This window comes from Janthinobacterium sp. SUN206 (genome assembly GCF_030587305.1).
GTDB lineage: Bacteria > Pseudomonadota > Gammaproteobacteria > Burkholderiales > Burkholderiaceae_D > Janthinobacterium > Janthinobacterium kumbetense.
In genome coordinates this window covers 507,887-523,235 of the sequence record NZ_JAPWIB010000003.1, presented here as the reverse complement: position 1 = coordinate 523,235, position 15,349 = coordinate 507,887, and the positions used below count along the sequence as shown (strand labels likewise).

The following is a 15,349-nucleotide window of genomic DNA, read 5'->3' as shown; positions in this document are numbered from 1 at the left end:
GATTATTCTCCTGCTTTCTCAGCTGGTGCTGCTGCGGCGGCCGGTTTAGCGGCGGTACGCACACGTGCACCTGGTGCTGTGGATGGTTTCGCACCGGCACCGGCTGGACGTGGACGGCCAGCTGGCTTGCCATCGTCACGGCGTGGGCCGCGGCTTTTCTTCTCGTCAGCTGGGGTATCGATGACTGGTGCATCGCCGTTAGGCGCGCGGTCACCTTTGTATACCCACACCTTGACACCGATGATGCCGTAGGTGGTCGACGCTTCGCTGGTACCGTAGTCGATATCGGCGCGCAGGGTATGCAGAGGCACGCGGCCTTCGCGGTACCACTCTTTACGTGCGATTTCGATACCGTTCAGACGGCCGGACGACATGATCTTGATACCGAGAGCACCCAGGCGCATTGCATTTTGCATTGCACGCTTCATGGCGCGGCGGAACATGATCCGTTTTTCCAGCTGCTGAGCGATCGAGTCGGCGATCAGTTGCGAGTCGATTTCTGGCTTGCGAATTTCTTCGATGTTCACGTGAACAGGTACGCCCATGATCTTGGTCAGCGCGGACTTCAGTACTTCGATGTCTTCGCCTTTTTTACCAATGACCACGCCTGGACGCGAGCTGTAGATCGTGAAGCGCGCGTTCTTGGCTGGGCGCTCGATAACGATGCGGCCAACGGAAGCGTTCTTCAGTTTCTTTTTCAGGTAAGCACGTGCTTTCAAGTCTTCGTTCAGCATGGCAGCGAAATTACCGTTGCCTGCATACCAGCGCGAAGCCCAGTTACGGGTGACCGCCAGACGGAAACCGGTTGGATGAATTTTCTGACCCATCGTGGCTCCTTAGTTACCGACAGTCACGTAAACGTGACAGGATTGTTTCGAAATACGGTCGCCACGGCCTTTTGCACGCGCGGTGAAGCGCTTCAGGACGGGGCCCTTTTCGACGTAGATCGTTTTCACGAACAATTCGTCGATGTCCGCGCCATCATTGTGCTCGGCATTCGCAATAGCGGATTCCAGAACGCGTTTGATGATCGCAGCACCTTTTTTCGGGCTGAATTGCAAGATGTTGAGTGCAGCGTCAACTTTCTTGCCACGGATCAGGTCAGCAACCAGGCGGCCCTTTTGGTCCGACAGGCGCACACCTTTGAGGATAGCTTTAGTTTCCATTATTTCTTAGCCTTTTTGTCAGCTGCATGGCCCTTGAACGTACGGGTCAGTGCGAATTCGCCGAGCTTGTGACCAACCATGTTTTCGGAAACATAAACCGGCACGTGCAGCTTGCCGTTATGCACCGCGATCGTCAGGCCGATGAAGTCAGGCATGATTGTCGAACGACGCGACCAGGTTTTGATTGGCTTTTTGTCTTTGGCTGCTTGCGCGGCTTCAACTTTTTTCACCAGGTGGGCGTCACAGAACGGCCCTTTTTTCAATGAACGTGTCATGTGCTACCCCTTATTTCTTGCCGCGGCGCGAGACGATCATGGAAGTAGTACGCTTGTTGCTGCGTGTCTTCTTACCCTTAGTCTGTTGGCCCCAAGGCGAAACTGGATGACGACCAGCTGCTGTTTTACCTTCACCACCACCGTGCGGGTGATCGACCGGGTTCATGACCACACCGCGAACGGTAGGACGAACACCGCGCCAGCGCATCGCACCAGCTTTACCGATTTTACGCAGGCTGTGCTCGGCATTGCCGACTTCACCAACCGTTGCACGGCACTCGATGTGCACGCGACGTACCTCACCCGAGCGCAGACGCACTTGAGCGTAGGTACCTTCACGTGCCATCAGCACAACGCCAGCGCCGGCGGTACGTGCCATTTGGGCACCTTTACCTGGCAGCATTTCGACGCAATGCATCACGGTACCGACTGGGATGTTACGGATTGGCAAGCAGTTACCCGATTTGATCGGTGCTTCCGAACCGTTCATCACGCTGTCGCCAACGGCCATGCCTTTGGTTGCGATGATGTAGTGACGTTCGCCGTCGGCGTAGCACAACAGAGCGATATTCGCGGTGCGGTTTGGATCGTATTCGATACGTTCCACTTTCGCTGGAATACCATCTTTGGTGCGCTTGAAGTCGATCAAGCGATAGTGTTGCTTATGACCACCACCGATATGACGGGTGGTGATGTGACCGTTGTTGTTACGACCAGCGGTCTTGGATTTCTTTTCAACCAGGGCAGCGAACGGACGACCTTTGTACAGGTCGGCATTCACCACCTTTACCATGCCGCGACGGCCTGGCGAGGTTGGTTTCATCTTAACGAGTGCCATTATGCAGCCTCCTCGGAGAAGTTGATTTCCTGGCCAGGCTTCAGGCACACGAAAGCACGCTTGGTATGGTTACGACGACCGTTGAACTTGCCGGTGCGCTTTTGCTTACCTTCGCGGTTTGCAGTTTGCACGGACAGAACTTCAACCTTGAACAGCAGTTCGACCGCTGCCTTGATTTCAGGCTTGGTTGCATCCGGCAGTACGCGGAATACAATTTGCTCGTTCTTTTCCGCGACCATGGTGGCCTTTTCGGAAATCACGGGCGCCAACAGCACCTTCATCAAGCGTTCTTCGCTATGTTTCAAAATCGCGCTCATGCCAGCATCTCCTCAATCTTGGCCAATGCAGCTTTGGTGACCAGGATCTTCTTGTAGAACACCAGGGACATCGGGTCTGCGTGACGTGGCTCAACGACGAGTACGTTAGGCAGGTTGCGCGATGCCAGTTCCAGGTTTTCGTTCAGAACGTCGGTGATGATCAGAACCGAATCAAAGCCCAGGCCGTTCAATTTTTGCGACAGCAGCTTGGTTTTTGGCGCGTCGATCGTCAGATCGTCGATGACGATCAGGCGCTCTTCGCGAGCCAGCTGCGACAGGATCGAGCAGATACCTGCGCGATACATTTTTTTGTTCACTTTGTGGGTGAAGTTTTCGTCAGGCGAGTTCGGGAAAATCCGACCACCGCCGCGCCACAGTGGCGACGACGACATACCAGCACGCGCGCGGCCGGTACCTTTTTGGCGCCATGGCTTTTTCGTCGTGTGGTGAACTTCTTCACGGTCTTTTTGCTTGCGGTTACCACTACGTGCATTCGCTTGATAAGCGATGACGACTTGGTGGATCAGCGCTTCATTGTAGTCACGGCCGAAAATCGTATCGGCTGCAGCAACGTTCGAGGCGGCTTGACCTTGCGCATTCAGAAGCTTGAGTTCCATCGTTTAAGCTCCCTTCTTGGCTTTGGTTTTGATGGCTGGCGAGACAACTACCTGGCCATTTTTCGCACCTGGAATCGCGCCTTTGACCAGCAACAGCTGACGGTCGGCATCGATACGGGCGATCACGAGGTTCTGGATCGTACGGTTAACGTCACCCAGATGACCGGTCATGCGCTTACCAGGGAAAACGCGACCTGGATCTTGTGCCATACCGATGGAACCTGGAACGTTATGCGAACGCGAGTTACCGTGCGTTGCACGGCCAGAAGCGAAGTGGTAACGTTTGATAACGCCTGCATAGCCTTTACCGATGGTAACGCCTTGCACGTCGATCTTTTGACCGACTTCGAACAGGGAAGCAGCGACAACATCGCCAGCTTTCAGTTCAGCGGCTTTAGCAGCGTCAACGCGGAACTCTTTCAACAGAGTACCGGCTTCAACACCAGCTTTAGCGTGATGACCAGCAACAGCTTTGGTCACGCGGGAAGCGCGACGTTGACCGAATGCGACCTGAACAGCGGAGTAACCATCTGTTTCAGGGGTTTTGATTTGCGCAACACGGTTGTTCGATACGTCCAACACGGTGACAGGAATCGAATCCCCTTCATCCGTGAAAATGCGCATCATACCAACCTTGCGACCGAGAAGGCCTAGGCTCATTTTTTCTCCATTCCCACCTGCGATTGGGCGGGGCTTGTTTAACTACAAAGTAACGTAGGACTCAAAAAAGACGAATCCATACCGAAGCCGGCTAGTATATAGCACAAAAACCCTTGACGCAACAAGTTAACACGAGGTATGTCAAAGTGTTGCGCGACGCCCCTGCAGGAGTTGTCGAACACCTCCCGCAATTGTCGCAGCGCCTCGTCAAAATGAGCATCCATGCGCCCTGACGCCACAAAAAGAAGGGCGCGGGCCAGGCTTGTACCCCGTCCGCGCCCATGCGTCATGCGAGTCGCTGGTCTAGCCGTTGCAGCGCTCCAGGCAATGTTGGAGCAGGTCACGGCAAATCGGGCTACCGCCCAATGAACCGGTGCAGCCGACATAGCTGCTGTCGCAGCGCGAACGGCATTGCCAGACATCCTCACTCGCCGCGGCATACGCGTAACCGGCACTCAGGCCGCAGGCGAAGAGGAAAAAAGCCAGTTTCTTGATCATGGTGCTGTCTCCAGGTTGTTATGTTGGAATGAAAGGAACTGCCCGGTGGCGGCAAGCCATCCTTCCTGCCGCCCGCTATTACTCCCGCAACACACAATACCGTGCTGCCCGGAAAGCAATACCAAAGACTACCGTAAACAATACCAACTTAAAACCAATTATTTTCCAAATCAGCAATCTTTTTCATGCATCACTGGAGCAGGCTCTGACGATTGCTGCCCTCCCCTGCCTACCTGATACCAGTCCACCTTGCGCGTCGCCACCATGATGGCGGCCAGCACGGCGAACAGCAGGATGCTGCCCATCACCAGCGCATTGTTTTCCGAGCTCAGCAAGCCATACAGGGCGCCATACAGCACGGTCAGCGCCACGCCGAAGCCGATCCCGCGCCAGGCGTTGTGCAGCACGTGCACCAGATAGAAGCTGGTCAGCGCGATGCACGCGGCGCTGGCGATCAGATAGGCGGCCAGGAAGGCGATATGCTCGGCCAGGCCCACCAGCAGCAGGAAGAAGATCACCAGCGACAGGCCCACCAGCAAATATTGCACCGGGTGGATCGGCAGGCTTTTCAGGATTTCAAAGATGAAGAAGGCGGCAAAGGTCAGCGCCACGAACAGCAAGCCATATTTCGTGGCCCGGTCCGACTGCGAATACACGTTCACCGGCTCGATGAAGCCCACGCTGAAGCGGTCGATCTGGCCCAGCGGGGCGCTGTCGGGCACCTTGAATTCCCCTTCGATCGTGCTCAGTTGCGTTTGCGCATTGGTGGCCAGCGACGAGATATTCCACGCCACACTGAAACCCTGGGCATCGATCTGGCGATTCTTCGGCGACGGCAGGAAGCGCCCGCCAAACTGCGGATGGGGCCAGTTCGACTTGATCTGGATCTGGCTGTTCTTGGCCACCGGCACGAAATGCTGGCGTTCGATGCCATCGAGGCCCAGGTCAAAGCTGAAGCGCACCTGTTGCGGCGCCGCCAGGGGCATGGCGCCCAGCGGCGCATGCAGGCCGCTGCGGAAGGCAAACAGGTCGGTACCCTGCTCGAACTCGATCTTTTGTCCGCCCCAGTCGATTTTCGGAATATTGCGGATGCCGCGCACGTCCTCGATGGAAAGGGCGACGAAAGGCTGACCCAGGGTCACGCGCGAGTCCGGCGACTTGCGCGGCAACTGGCTGCTGGCCGGCACCGTGAAGTCGCCCTTGAACGCATGCTGGCCGCTGTAGACCAGCACCTGGTGGATGCCGCGGTAACGGCGGTCCGTCTCGATGTTGCCGTTGATCTGCAGATCGTTCGGGTACACGAGCAGGCGACGCTGCACCAAGCGGCGCAGCAACTCCGTGCGCGCAGGCGCTTTCGCTTCCTTGTCATCACCCTTGGCCACTTCCACGCGCTCTTCGTACTGCTCCGTGTAGGGAATCACGAGGATGGGGCCGATGATGGTTTGTTCGCGCACCGAATCGGCGGCGATGCTGTTGACGGCTTCCTGGCGGAATTCCATCCGCTCCTTGATCGTTTCCTGAATCATCAGCAAAGGCAGGCCGATCAGCAACATCAGGCCGAACACGATCATCGCTTTGACTAAGAGAGTTTTTTGCATGGCGCATCCTTGAAGTAAGGCGGCCAGTGTAGGAAAGCTGTATGCGCTGACGATGCAGTCTGTGTGAAGCCTGTAAATATAGTGCGCTAAGCCAGCGGCAGACACAGGCACGCGCAGGCACCGCCTTCCGCATGATTGAGCACCTCGACCGTGCCGCCATGCAGGGAAGCGACCTCGCGCACGAAAGGCAGGCCCAGGCCCGTGCTTTTACCGGCGCTCGGGCGCGGCAAGGAGTAGAAGCGCTCGAAGACGCGTTCGAGCGCATATGCGGGGATGCCCGCGCCGCGGTCACGCACGGCAATTTCCACCTGGCTACCCTGGCGCCGCGCCGTCAGGTCGATGCAGCTGCCGGGCGGGGCGAAGCCGGCCGCGTTATCGAGCAGGTTGCCCAGCGCCTGGCGCAGCAACAGGGGGTCGCCCGCCACGCTCGCCTCGTCGTGCTGCAGCTGCAGACGCACGCCGCGCGCCGCCAGGGTGGCGGCCGCATCCTGCGCCACTTGCGCCAGCAGGGGCGCCAGCGCGATGCGCTCAGGGTTATCCAGGCGCTGCTGCTTTTCCACGCGCACCAGGGCCAGCAGCTTGTCGATCAGTTGCCGCTGGCGCGCATTCTGCTCCAGGATGCTGGCGAGAAACTGGCGGCGCTCGGCCGGCGGCATGTCTTCCTGCAGCAGCTCGGCAGAGGCCTGGATGGCGGCGATCGGGCTTTTCAATTCATGCGCCAGCGTGTGCATCAACTGCTCCACATACTCCTTGCCCTCCAGGCGTGTGCGCATCGCCTCCAGCGCCCGCCCCAGGGTGCCGATCTCGTTCTGGCCCAACGCCGGCAGCGCCACCTTGCGCCCCGCTTCCACGTCGCCGATGTAATGCATCAACTTGCCCAGCGCATGGTGCAGCCACCAGGCGAATGCCAGGCCGATCAGCAGCGACAGCAGCAACAGCACGGCGCCGCGCTGCAATATCTTGCGCTGGCTGCGCTCGACAAACGCCTGCACGCTGGCATTCGGCTTGGCCACCGTCAGCACGCCGATCACCTCATTGCCGTCGCGAATCGGCGCGGCCACGTGCATGACCGTCGACATCTCGTCGTCTGGCCGGCTGCGCGTGCTGCGCGCGCCATACTTGCCCTGCAAGGTGAGGTACACGTCATTCCAGCGCGAATAGTCGCGGCCCACGTCGCGCCCGCTGGAATCGAACAGCACGATGCCATGCCGGTCCGTGATGGTGATGCGGTAATCGAGCGTGCGCTTGCGCACGCCGTTGATATTGACGTCCACGCCATGGCGCGCGTAATCCTGCATGCGTTCTGCCACAGGCGACTGCGCCAGGCTGCCCGCCTTCACGTCGGGCGCCACCAGGCTGGCCAGCAGCTGCGAAGTGTCGACCAGGGTGTCTTCCAGGGTCGAGCGCACACCGGGCTTGACCTGCTCCATGAAGACGTTCAGCAGGAACCATGCGGCCAGCCCGACGATCAGGAAGTAGCCGAGCAGGATGCGCAGGCCGATCTTCATGCGCCGGCCAGGCTGTAGCCGAGGCCACGGTGGGTGTGGATGGGGTCGACTTGCGCATCGATGGCGCGCAGCTTGGCGCGCAGCGATTTGACGTGCGCGTCGACGGTACGCTCGAGCGTGTCCGGCGCCCCGCTCCACACGCGCTCCATCAGCTGCGCGCGCGACAGCACGTGGCCGGGATGCGCGAGCAGGGTTTTCAGCAACAGGTATTCATAGCGGGTCAGGTCCAGCGGCTGGCCGTGAAAGAGCACCTTCGCCTCCAGCGCCCGCAATTCGAAGCGCGCCGGCGCGGCGACAGGCGCGGCTATCGTCATGCCAGTCTCGCGGGGAGCTTGCGCGACACCTGCGCGGCGCAGGATGACGCGGATGCGCGCCACCAGTTCACGAGGTGAAAACGGTTTCGTGACGTAATCGTCGGCGCCGATTTCCAGGCCGACGATACGGTCGATCTCATCGCTGCGGGCCGTCAGGAAGATCACCGGCACCTCGGAAAACTGGCGCAGCCGGCGGCACACTTCCAGCCCGCTCATGTCGGGCAAGCCCACGTCGAGCACCACCAGAACGGGCATCTGCGCGGCTTCGCCGGGCGTTGGGCGCAACGCGGCCAGGGCTTGCTCGCCCAACATCACATGGCGCGGCGCAAAGCCGTCCGTGCGCAAGGCATAGGCGATGCTGTCGGCAATCGCCTGTTCATCTTCCACGATCAGGACAGTCTTGGACATGGCGGCGGCACGCAGTAGTGGACAGACCCGGAGTATCCCTGAAGCACGCAAGCGGCGTCAATCGCGCGCCTTGCCGCGCGCCGGCAAAAAGCCACCCGCCCCAAAAAACTTATAGTATATTTATCGCAGCATGACTCCACTGATACACCGTGCCCAACACCCGTCCGAGGAGACTATGAAGAACCATACCATCAGCCTGCTATGCGCTGTCAGCCTGCTGGCCGCCTGCGCGGCGCCAGCGACGATCACCACCTCCAACGCACAACAAGACGCCTGCAACGCGGCCGAGCTCAAGGGCCAGTTTGGCGAAGCGGAACTGGCTTGCGTACAGGCGCTGCGCAGCGCCGAGCAGGCCGGGGCCAGCGCGGACATCCTCTCGCAGCGCCAGTACAACCTCGGCCGCATCAAGCGCTTGCAGGGCAAGAATGCCGAAGCGGAGCAGCTGTACCGGCAAGCCCTGGCCACGGAAGAAGCGGCGCAGCCACGCAGCGATGCGCGCGTCGGCCGTCGCATGGTGGAACTGGCGTCGGCCCTGGCCGCGCAAGGCAAGTGGCAGGAAGGCACAGGCTACCTGGAACGCGTGCTGCCGTTGCTGCCGAAGCTGTCGTCCGCGTCGCGCACGTATTCGGCGGAAGTGTTGCGCCAGTACGCCAGGCAGCTGCAAGGCGGTCCGCAGGCGGCACTGGGCGCGCGCTTCGACGCGGTGGCGGCCAGCCTGCAATAAGAGACGCCCGGAGCCCGGCCTACGGCTGGGCGACGTGGATGCTGGCCTTGATGTGCTTGAGGTGGGCCACGATGGTGAACGTCATCACCACCAGCAGCGACCAGGAGCTCCATTTGCTGACATGCACCACCGACCAGGCGCCAAGCTGGTTCGGATAGCGCCACACGCCCCAGAAAGTGCTGATGTTTTCAGCCAGCCAGATGAAGAAGCCGACCAGCACGAAGCCGAGCAGCAAGGGCATGCTGCGGTCGCGGTCGAGCGGACGGAACACCACGGTGGTGCGCGCGTACAAGCCCAGCGCGCAGGCGGCCAGGTACCAGCGATAGTCGCCGATGTAATGATGAGTAAAGAAGTTGGCGTAGATCAGAACAGCGATCAGCACCGCCATCCAGTATGGCGGATGGTGGCGAATCCGCATGTCGAGCAGGCGCCAGGTCTGGATGATGTAGCTGCCGACCGCCGCATACATGAAGCCGGAAAACAGGGGAACGCCGAACACTTTGGTATAGGCAAAGTCGGGATAGCTCCACGACTGGATCGTCCCCGATACCTTGAATACTTCCAGTGCAAAGCCCACCGCATGGAACAGGCAAATGGCTTTCAGCTCATCCCACGTTTCCAGTCCGCTCCAGACCATCGCCGCCTGGATCGCCAGCGCCACCAGCAGCAGCACGTCATAGCGCGGCAGGCCGAACAGGCCGGCGCGCGGCACCAGGAACACGGCAGCAAAAAACAGCCCCACGAACAGGCACGACCTCGCCTCCTTGATGCCGAAATACAGGAATTCGGTCAGGAAGCGTGACCAGCCGCGCAGGCGCTGGCGTGGAGTCGCATTTAACAGGTGGGTATCGAGAGCATTGAGCATGCAGCAACTTTATCGATGGGCTGCAGCACTGTAAAGCGATTTTGAACGCAGATAGGTGGCGCCAGTACTGGGCAGCACCAATAGCAATGGGGCCGGGCGCACTCACGATCGTGAGCAGGCCCGGCCCCATCATCAGGCAGCGGGACACCCCGCCGGCCTGGAACAGCTGTCAATACCTGATGCTACGGTATTGTCAGCTGCCCTGAAAACTCTTATTGCAGTTTGATTTCGACATCAACACCAGCTGGCAGGTCCAGCTTCATCAGCGCGTCAACGGTTTTGTCCGTTGGGTCAACGATGTCCATCAGGCGTTGGTGCGTACGGATCTCGAACTGATCGCGCGAAGTTTTGTTGACGTGCGGGGAACGCAGCACATCGAAACGCTGAATACGGGTAGGCAGTGGTACTGGGCCTTTGACGACAGCGCCGGTGCGCTTCGCGGTTTCAACGATTTCCAGAGCGGACTGGTCGATCAGCTTGTAATCGAAAGCCTTCAGGCGGATACGGATTTTTTGGTTTGGTGCCGACATGATATTTCCTTAAAAGAACGAACCGCGCAGTCTGCACGGCAATGAGGTCATACGGGAATTTCTGACGCAACAACCGTCAGGGTCGACATGATAGCACCAAAATGCTTGCCAACCCCGGCAGTTGAATAAAAAGAAGGGCGCCGGGCGACGACGCGTCTTCTTTTCTATTCGCTTAATAATTAAGCGATGATTTTGGCAACCACGCCGGCGCCGACGGTACGGCCGCCTTCGCGGATAGCGAAGCGCAGACCTTCTTCCATCGCGATCGGGTTGATCAGCTTGACGGTGATCGACACGTTATCGCCTGGCATGACCATTTCTTTGTCTGCTGGCAACTCGATCGAACCGGTTACGTCCGTCGTACGGAAGTAGAACTGTGGACGATAGTTGTTGAAGAATGGCGTATGACGGCCGCCTTCGTCTTTCGACAGAACATAGATCTCGCCGGTGAAGTGAGCATGCGGCTTGATCGAGCCTGGTTTTGCCAGAACTTGACCACGTTGCACGTCTTCACGCTTGGTGCCGCGCAGCAACAGACCAACGTTGTCGCCTGCTTGACCTTGGTCCAGCAGTTTGCGGAACATTTCCACGCCGGTGCAAGTCGTTTTGACGGTATCGGTGATACCAACGATTTCGATCTCTTCGCCGACTTTAACAATGCCGCGCTCGATACGACCGGTCACAACGGTACCGCGACCCGAGATCGAGAACACGTCTTCTACTGGCATCAGGAAGGCGCCGTCAACAGCGCGCTCTGGCGTTGGGATGTAAGCATCCAGCGCATCGGCCAGACGCAGCACTGCGTCAACGCCCATTTCGCCTTCTTTGCCTTCCAGCGCCATACGTGCCGAACCTTTGATGATTGGCAGGTCGTCGCCTGGGAATTCGTACTTCGACAACAGCTCGCGCACTTCCATTTCAACCAGTTCCAGCAGCTCTGCGTCGTCGACCAGGTCGCACTTGTTCAGGAACACGATGATGTATGGAACGCCAACTTGGCGGGCCAGCAGGATGTGTTCGCGGGTCTGTGGCATTGGGCCGTCAGCTGCGGAGCACACCAGGATCGCGCCGTCCATCTGGGCAGCACCGGTAATCATGTTTTTGATGTAATCGGCGTGGCCTGGGCAGTCAACGTGCGCGTAGTGACGCGTTTCCGTTTCGTACTCGACGTGGGCGGTGTTAATCGTGATACCGCGCGCTTTTTCTTCTGGAGCTGCATCGATCTGGTCGTATGCTTTAGCTTCGCCGCCGAATTTCTTCGACAGAACCGTTGCGATTGCAGCGGTCAGCGTGGTTTTACCGTGGTCGACGTGGCCGATGGTGCCGACGTTGACGTGCGGCTTGGTCCGTTCGAATTTACCTTTTGCCATTTTATTCTTCCTTAGAACAATGATTTAAATGTAGGGACCGGCATTCTCGTGAAAGCCGGCCCGGAACTTCTATTACTTAGCTTTCGAGCTTACGATTGCTTCAGTCACATGCTTAGGTGCTTCAGCATAGTGCTTGAATTCCATCGTGTAAGTCGCACGACCTTGGGTCGACGAACGCAACGACGTAGCGTAGCCGAACATTTCCGACAGAGGCACTTCGGCCTTGATGATCTTGCCGCCACCGCCAGCAATTTCATCCATACCTTGCACCATGCCGCGACGCGACGACAGATCGCCCATCACGGTACCGGCGTAGTCTTCCGGCGTTTCCACTTCCACGGCCATCATCGGCTCCAGGATGACTGGCGATGCTTTGCGGCAGCCATCTTTGAATGCCATCGAAGCGGCCATGCGGAATGCATTTTCGTTCGAGTCAACATCATGGTACGAACCGAAGAACAGCGTGACTTTCACGTCAACGACTGGGTAGCCAGCCATCACGCCCGAAGTCAGCGTGTCGCGCACACCTTTTTCAACTGCAGGGATGTATTCGCGAGGAACGGTACCGCCCTTGATCGCGTCAACGAATTCAAAGCCCTTGCCCGGTTCTTGCGGTTCGATCTTCAGAACCACGTGACCGTATTGACCACGACCACCCGATTGCTTGACGAATTTGCCTTCCGACTCTTCGCACACTTTACGGATCGTTTCGCGGTAAGCCACTTGTGGCTTGCCGACGGTGGCTTCAACGTTGAATTCACGCTTCATGCGGTCAACGATGATGTCCAGATGCAACTCGCCCATACCGGCGATGATGGTCTGGCCCGATTCTTCATCGGTACGCACGCGGAACGATGGATCTTCTGCTGCCAGACGGTTCAGCGCCAAGCCCATTTTTTCCTGGTCGGCCTTGGTTTTTGGCTCAACCGCTTGCGAAATCACTGGCTCAGGGAAGACCATGCGCTCCAGAACCACGCTTGCCTTGTCGTCGCAAAGCGTATCGCCAGTGGTGGTGTCTTTCAGACCCACAACGGCGGCGATGTCGCCAGCGCGCATTTCCTTGATTTCTTCGCGTTCGTTCGCTTGCATCTGCACGATACGGCCGATACGCTCTTTCTTCTGCTTCACGGAGTTCAACACCGAGTCGCCCGAATTCAGGGTACCCGAGTAGCAACGGATGAAGCACAGCTGACCCACGAACGGATCGGTTGCGATCTTGAACGCCAGCGCCGAGAATTTCTCGTCGTCGTCAGCTTTACGCTCGACAGGCTGTTCATCTTCATCCAGACCAGGTACTGGCGGAATGTCGATTGGCGATGGCAGGTACTCGATGACCGCGTCCAACATGGCTTGTACGCCCTTGTTTTTAAAGGCGGTACCGCACAGCATTGGAACGATTTCGCTGGCGATGGTACGTTGACGCAGAGCAGCCTTGATCTCGGCTTCCGACAGGTCGCCTTCTTCCAGGTACTTGTTCATCAGGTCTTCCGACGCTTCAGCAGCGGCTTCAACCATGTTCTCGCGCCACTTGGCAGCATCAGCGGCCAGGTGTGCAGGGATGTCTTCGTATTCAAACTTCATGCCTTGCGAAGCGTCGTCCCAGATAACCGCTTTCATCTTGACCAGATCGATAACACCGGTGAAGACGTCTTCAGCGCCGATAGGCATCTGAATAGGTACTGGGTTGGCTTTCAGACGCGAACGCATCTGATCGTAGACCTTGAAGAAGTTGGCGCCGGTACGGTCCATCTTGTTCACGAAGGCCAGACGTGGCACTTTGTACTTGTTAGCCTGACGCCATACCGTTTCCGATTGTGGCTGCACGCCGCCGACTGCACAGTAAACCATGCAGGCGCCATCCAACACGCGCATCGAACGTTCCACTTCAATGGTGAAGTCAACGTGGCCTGGGGTGTCGATGATGTTGATGTGGTGAGCTGGGAAGTTGTTAGCCATGCCTTTCCAGAAGCACGTAACAGCAGCCGAGGTAATCGTGATACCGCGCTCTTGCTCTTGTGCCATCCAGTCGGTGGTGGCAGCGCCATCATGGACTTCGCCCAGCTTGTGGTTCACGCCTGTGTAGAACAGGACGCGCTCGGTCGTGGTCGTCTTACCTGCATCGATGTGAGCGGAGATACCGATATTACGATAGCGCTCAATGGGGGTCTTGCGGGCCATAATTAATCCTAAATGAATGGACAAAACCGAGCAGCATTTTTTTGCAAAAATGAGCCCGGCCTCGAACAACAGATGCTTGACAGCCGCCTTGCGGTAGCTGGCTTTATATTAGAAGCGGAAATGCGAGAACGCTTTGTTCGCTTCAGCCATACGATGGACTTCGTCGCGTTTTTTCATCGCGCCGCCGCGGCTTTCAGCCGCTTCCATCAGCTCACCGCCGAGGCGTTGTGGCATCGATTTTTCGCTGCGCTTGTTAGCAGCTTCACGCAACCAACGCATGGACAGAGCCATACGACGGACTGGGCGAACTTCGACCGGCACCTGGTAGTTTGCACCACCGACGCGACGGGATTTCACCTCAACCAACGGCTTGGCGTTGTTGATTGCGGTAGCAAAAACTTCGAGTGGATCTTTACCCGATTTTGCTGCGATGTGCTCGAAAGCACCGTAGATGATGTTTTCTGCAACCGATTTCTTACCGGACAGCATCAGCACGTTTACAAATTTAGCGACATCAGTGTTGCCGAATTTTGGATCTGGCAAAATTTCGCGCTTGGGTACTTCACGACGACGTGGCATATCAATTCCTTTCAATCTTCAGTTGAGCGCGCGTTCTTCGCACACTCGCGGACGACCATCATAGTCCTCCACTTACTCGACCAGATGCGGTCGACTACATTCACTTAGCTAGTTGCCACTGAGCGAAACTTGGGTTTGCTGCGTACAACCTATTACTTCTTGCCTGCTTTAGCGCGCTTGGTACCGTACTTCGAACGCGATTGCTTACGGTCTTTAACGCCTTGGGTATCCAGGGCACCGCGAACCATGTGGTAACGCACACCCGGCAAATCCTTAACGCGACCGCCGCGCAACAGCACAACACTATGCTCTTGCAGGTTATGGCCTTCACCGCCAATGTACGAAATGACTTCGAAACCATTGGTCAGACGAACTTTAGCGACTTTACGCAGAGCCGAGTTAGGCTTCTTTGGAGTCGTGGTGTAAACACGTGTGCAGACGCCACGTTTTTGCGGGCTGTTTTCCAGCGCCGGCGATTTGCTCTTCACGGTCAAAGCGACGCGTGGATTGCGAATCAATTGATTGATGGTTGGCATCGTTATAAATCCAACAAAAAACTACGATTAATAACCCGGACAAGATGCCCGGCGACTAAAACCTCGTCCCGCTTTCATCTCCTGCGCACCGGAGGCGCCCGCAGCCACTCGATAAGGAGCGGCCATGAAATGCCAAGCAATACGTAAACGATGAGCAGAATAAAATCGAGAACTCGCTAGTTTAGACCTTGTGTTACAGGGGGTCAATCAGTTTACCGCTTTTTGCTATAAAAAAAGGCAAAAAAGCAGCACTTTTGTGGCATTTTGACTAATCTTTGGGGGCGGCACGCGGGCGCCGGCACCTCGCAGCGCTTGATGATTTGGCATTCTTTCTCTACAACCAAGCATCGGGGCCACACATTCTTGTA

General features: G+C 57.7%; 18 protein-coding genes. 1 reads left to right on the top strand and 17 read right to left on the bottom strand.

The genetic code is table 11. The features are described 5' to 3' along the window. Positions 1-2: 2 nt before the first annotated feature. The 11 genes from rpsC to creB all read right to left on the bottom strand — a co-directional run bounded on the left by rpsC (position 3) and on the right by creB (position 8,199). Positions 3-827, bottom strand: a complete 825-nt coding sequence (gene rpsC / locus O3300_RS19290; protein ID WP_034753199.1) for a 30S ribosomal protein S3 — start codon at positions 825-827, stop codon at positions 3-5. 9 nt (positions 828-836) lie between these two features. Then, a complete protein-coding gene (rplV, locus tag O3300_RS19285; protein WP_170840583.1) occupies positions 837-1,169 on the bottom strand; it encodes a 50S ribosomal protein L22 in 333 nt (110 codons plus the stop codon). Beyond that, positions 1,166-1,441, bottom strand: coding sequence for a 30S ribosomal protein S19 (gene rpsS, locus O3300_RS19280; RefSeq protein ID WP_008444295.1), 276 nt, complete (start codon positions 1,439-1,441; stop codon positions 1,166-1,168). Before rpsS ends, rplV begins: the two co-directional genes overlap by 4 nt. Before the next feature lie 10 nt (positions 1,442-1,451). Continuing rightward, the gene (rplB, locus tag O3300_RS19275; RefSeq protein WP_034753198.1) at positions 1,452-2,279 is read right to left on the bottom strand and encodes a 50S ribosomal protein L2; all 828 of its coding nucleotides are present in this window, start codon (positions 2,277-2,279) and stop codon (positions 1,452-1,454) included. Next, on the bottom strand, positions 2,279-2,596 hold the full coding sequence (rplW, locus tag O3300_RS19270; protein ID WP_010394398.1) for a 50S ribosomal protein L23: 318 nt from the start codon (positions 2,594-2,596) through the stop codon (positions 2,279-2,281). Before rplW ends, rplB begins: the two co-directional genes overlap by 1 nt. Beyond that, positions 2,593-3,213 carry a 50S ribosomal protein L4 gene (rplD, locus tag O3300_RS19265; RefSeq protein ID WP_034753197.1) on the bottom strand — a complete coding sequence of 207 codons (621 nt, stop codon included), beginning with the start codon at positions 3,211-3,213 and terminating at the stop codon, positions 2,593-2,595. Before rplD ends, rplW begins: the two co-directional genes overlap by 4 nt. Positions 3,214-3,216: 3 nt before the next feature. Beyond that, entirely contained in the window at positions 3,217-3,873 is a 657-nt protein-coding gene (gene rplC / locus O3300_RS19260) for a 50S ribosomal protein L3 (RefSeq protein ID WP_010394393.1), read from the bottom strand. Between the two features lie 303 nt (positions 3,874-4,176). Then, positions 4,177-4,371, bottom strand: a complete 195-nt coding sequence (locus tag O3300_RS19255; protein ID WP_077398840.1) for a hypothetical protein — start codon at positions 4,369-4,371, stop codon at positions 4,177-4,179. A 170-nt stretch (positions 4,372-4,541) separates the two neighbouring features. After that, a complete protein-coding gene (creD, locus tag O3300_RS19250; RefSeq protein ID WP_305053834.1) occupies positions 4,542-5,969 on the bottom strand; it encodes a cell envelope integrity protein CreD in 1,428 nt (475 codons plus the stop codon). An 86-nt stretch (positions 5,970-6,055) separates the two neighbouring features. Then, a complete protein-coding gene (gene creC / locus O3300_RS19245) occupies positions 6,056-7,477 on the bottom strand; it encodes a two-component system sensor histidine kinase CreC (protein ID WP_289899527.1) in 1,422 nt (473 codons plus the stop codon). Further along, entirely contained in the window at positions 7,474-8,199 is a 726-nt protein-coding gene (gene creB, locus O3300_RS19240) for a two-component system response regulator CreB (protein ID WP_305053833.1), read from the bottom strand. Before creB ends, creC begins: the two co-directional genes overlap by 4 nt. Before the next feature lie 175 nt (positions 8,200-8,374). Between creB and O3300_RS19235 the strand changes: the two genes are divergently transcribed. Beyond that, entirely contained in the window at positions 8,375-8,923 is a 549-nt protein-coding gene (locus O3300_RS19235; protein ID WP_099665741.1) for a tetratricopeptide repeat protein, read from the top strand. 19 nt (positions 8,924-8,942) lie between these two features. Here O3300_RS19235 and O3300_RS19230 read toward each other — a convergent pair whose 3' ends face one another. The 6 genes from O3300_RS19230 to rpsL all read right to left on the bottom strand — a co-directional run bounded on the left by O3300_RS19230 (position 8,943) and on the right by rpsL (position 14,981). Further along, on the bottom strand, positions 8,943-9,788 hold the full coding sequence (locus tag O3300_RS19230; RefSeq protein ID WP_305053832.1) for a DUF817 domain-containing protein: 846 nt from the start codon (positions 9,786-9,788) through the stop codon (positions 8,943-8,945). A 212-nt stretch (positions 9,789-10,000) separates the two neighbouring features. Next, positions 10,001-10,318, bottom strand: coding sequence for a 30S ribosomal protein S10 (rpsJ, locus tag O3300_RS19225; RefSeq protein ID WP_010394389.1), 318 nt, complete (start codon positions 10,316-10,318; stop codon positions 10,001-10,003). 179 nt (positions 10,319-10,497) lie between these two features. Then, positions 10,498-11,688, bottom strand: coding sequence for an elongation factor Tu (tuf, locus tag O3300_RS19220; protein ID WP_077398776.1), 1,191 nt, complete (start codon positions 11,686-11,688; stop codon positions 10,498-10,500). A gap of 72 nt (positions 11,689-11,760) precedes the next feature. Further along, the gene (fusA, locus tag O3300_RS19215; protein WP_077398827.1) at positions 11,761-13,866 is read right to left on the bottom strand and encodes an elongation factor G; all 2,106 of its coding nucleotides are present in this window, start codon (positions 13,864-13,866) and stop codon (positions 11,761-11,763) included. A gap of 108 nt (positions 13,867-13,974) precedes the next feature. Beyond that, positions 13,975-14,445 carry a 30S ribosomal protein S7 gene (rpsG, locus tag O3300_RS19210; protein ID WP_010394377.1) on the bottom strand — a complete coding sequence of 157 codons (471 nt, stop codon included), beginning with the start codon at positions 14,443-14,445 and terminating at the stop codon, positions 13,975-13,977. 152 nt (positions 14,446-14,597) lie between these two features. Next, on the bottom strand, positions 14,598-14,981 hold the full coding sequence (rpsL, locus tag O3300_RS19205) for a 30S ribosomal protein S12 (protein WP_010394376.1): 384 nt from the start codon (positions 14,979-14,981) through the stop codon (positions 14,598-14,600). Positions 14,982-15,349 lie beyond the last annotated feature (368 nt).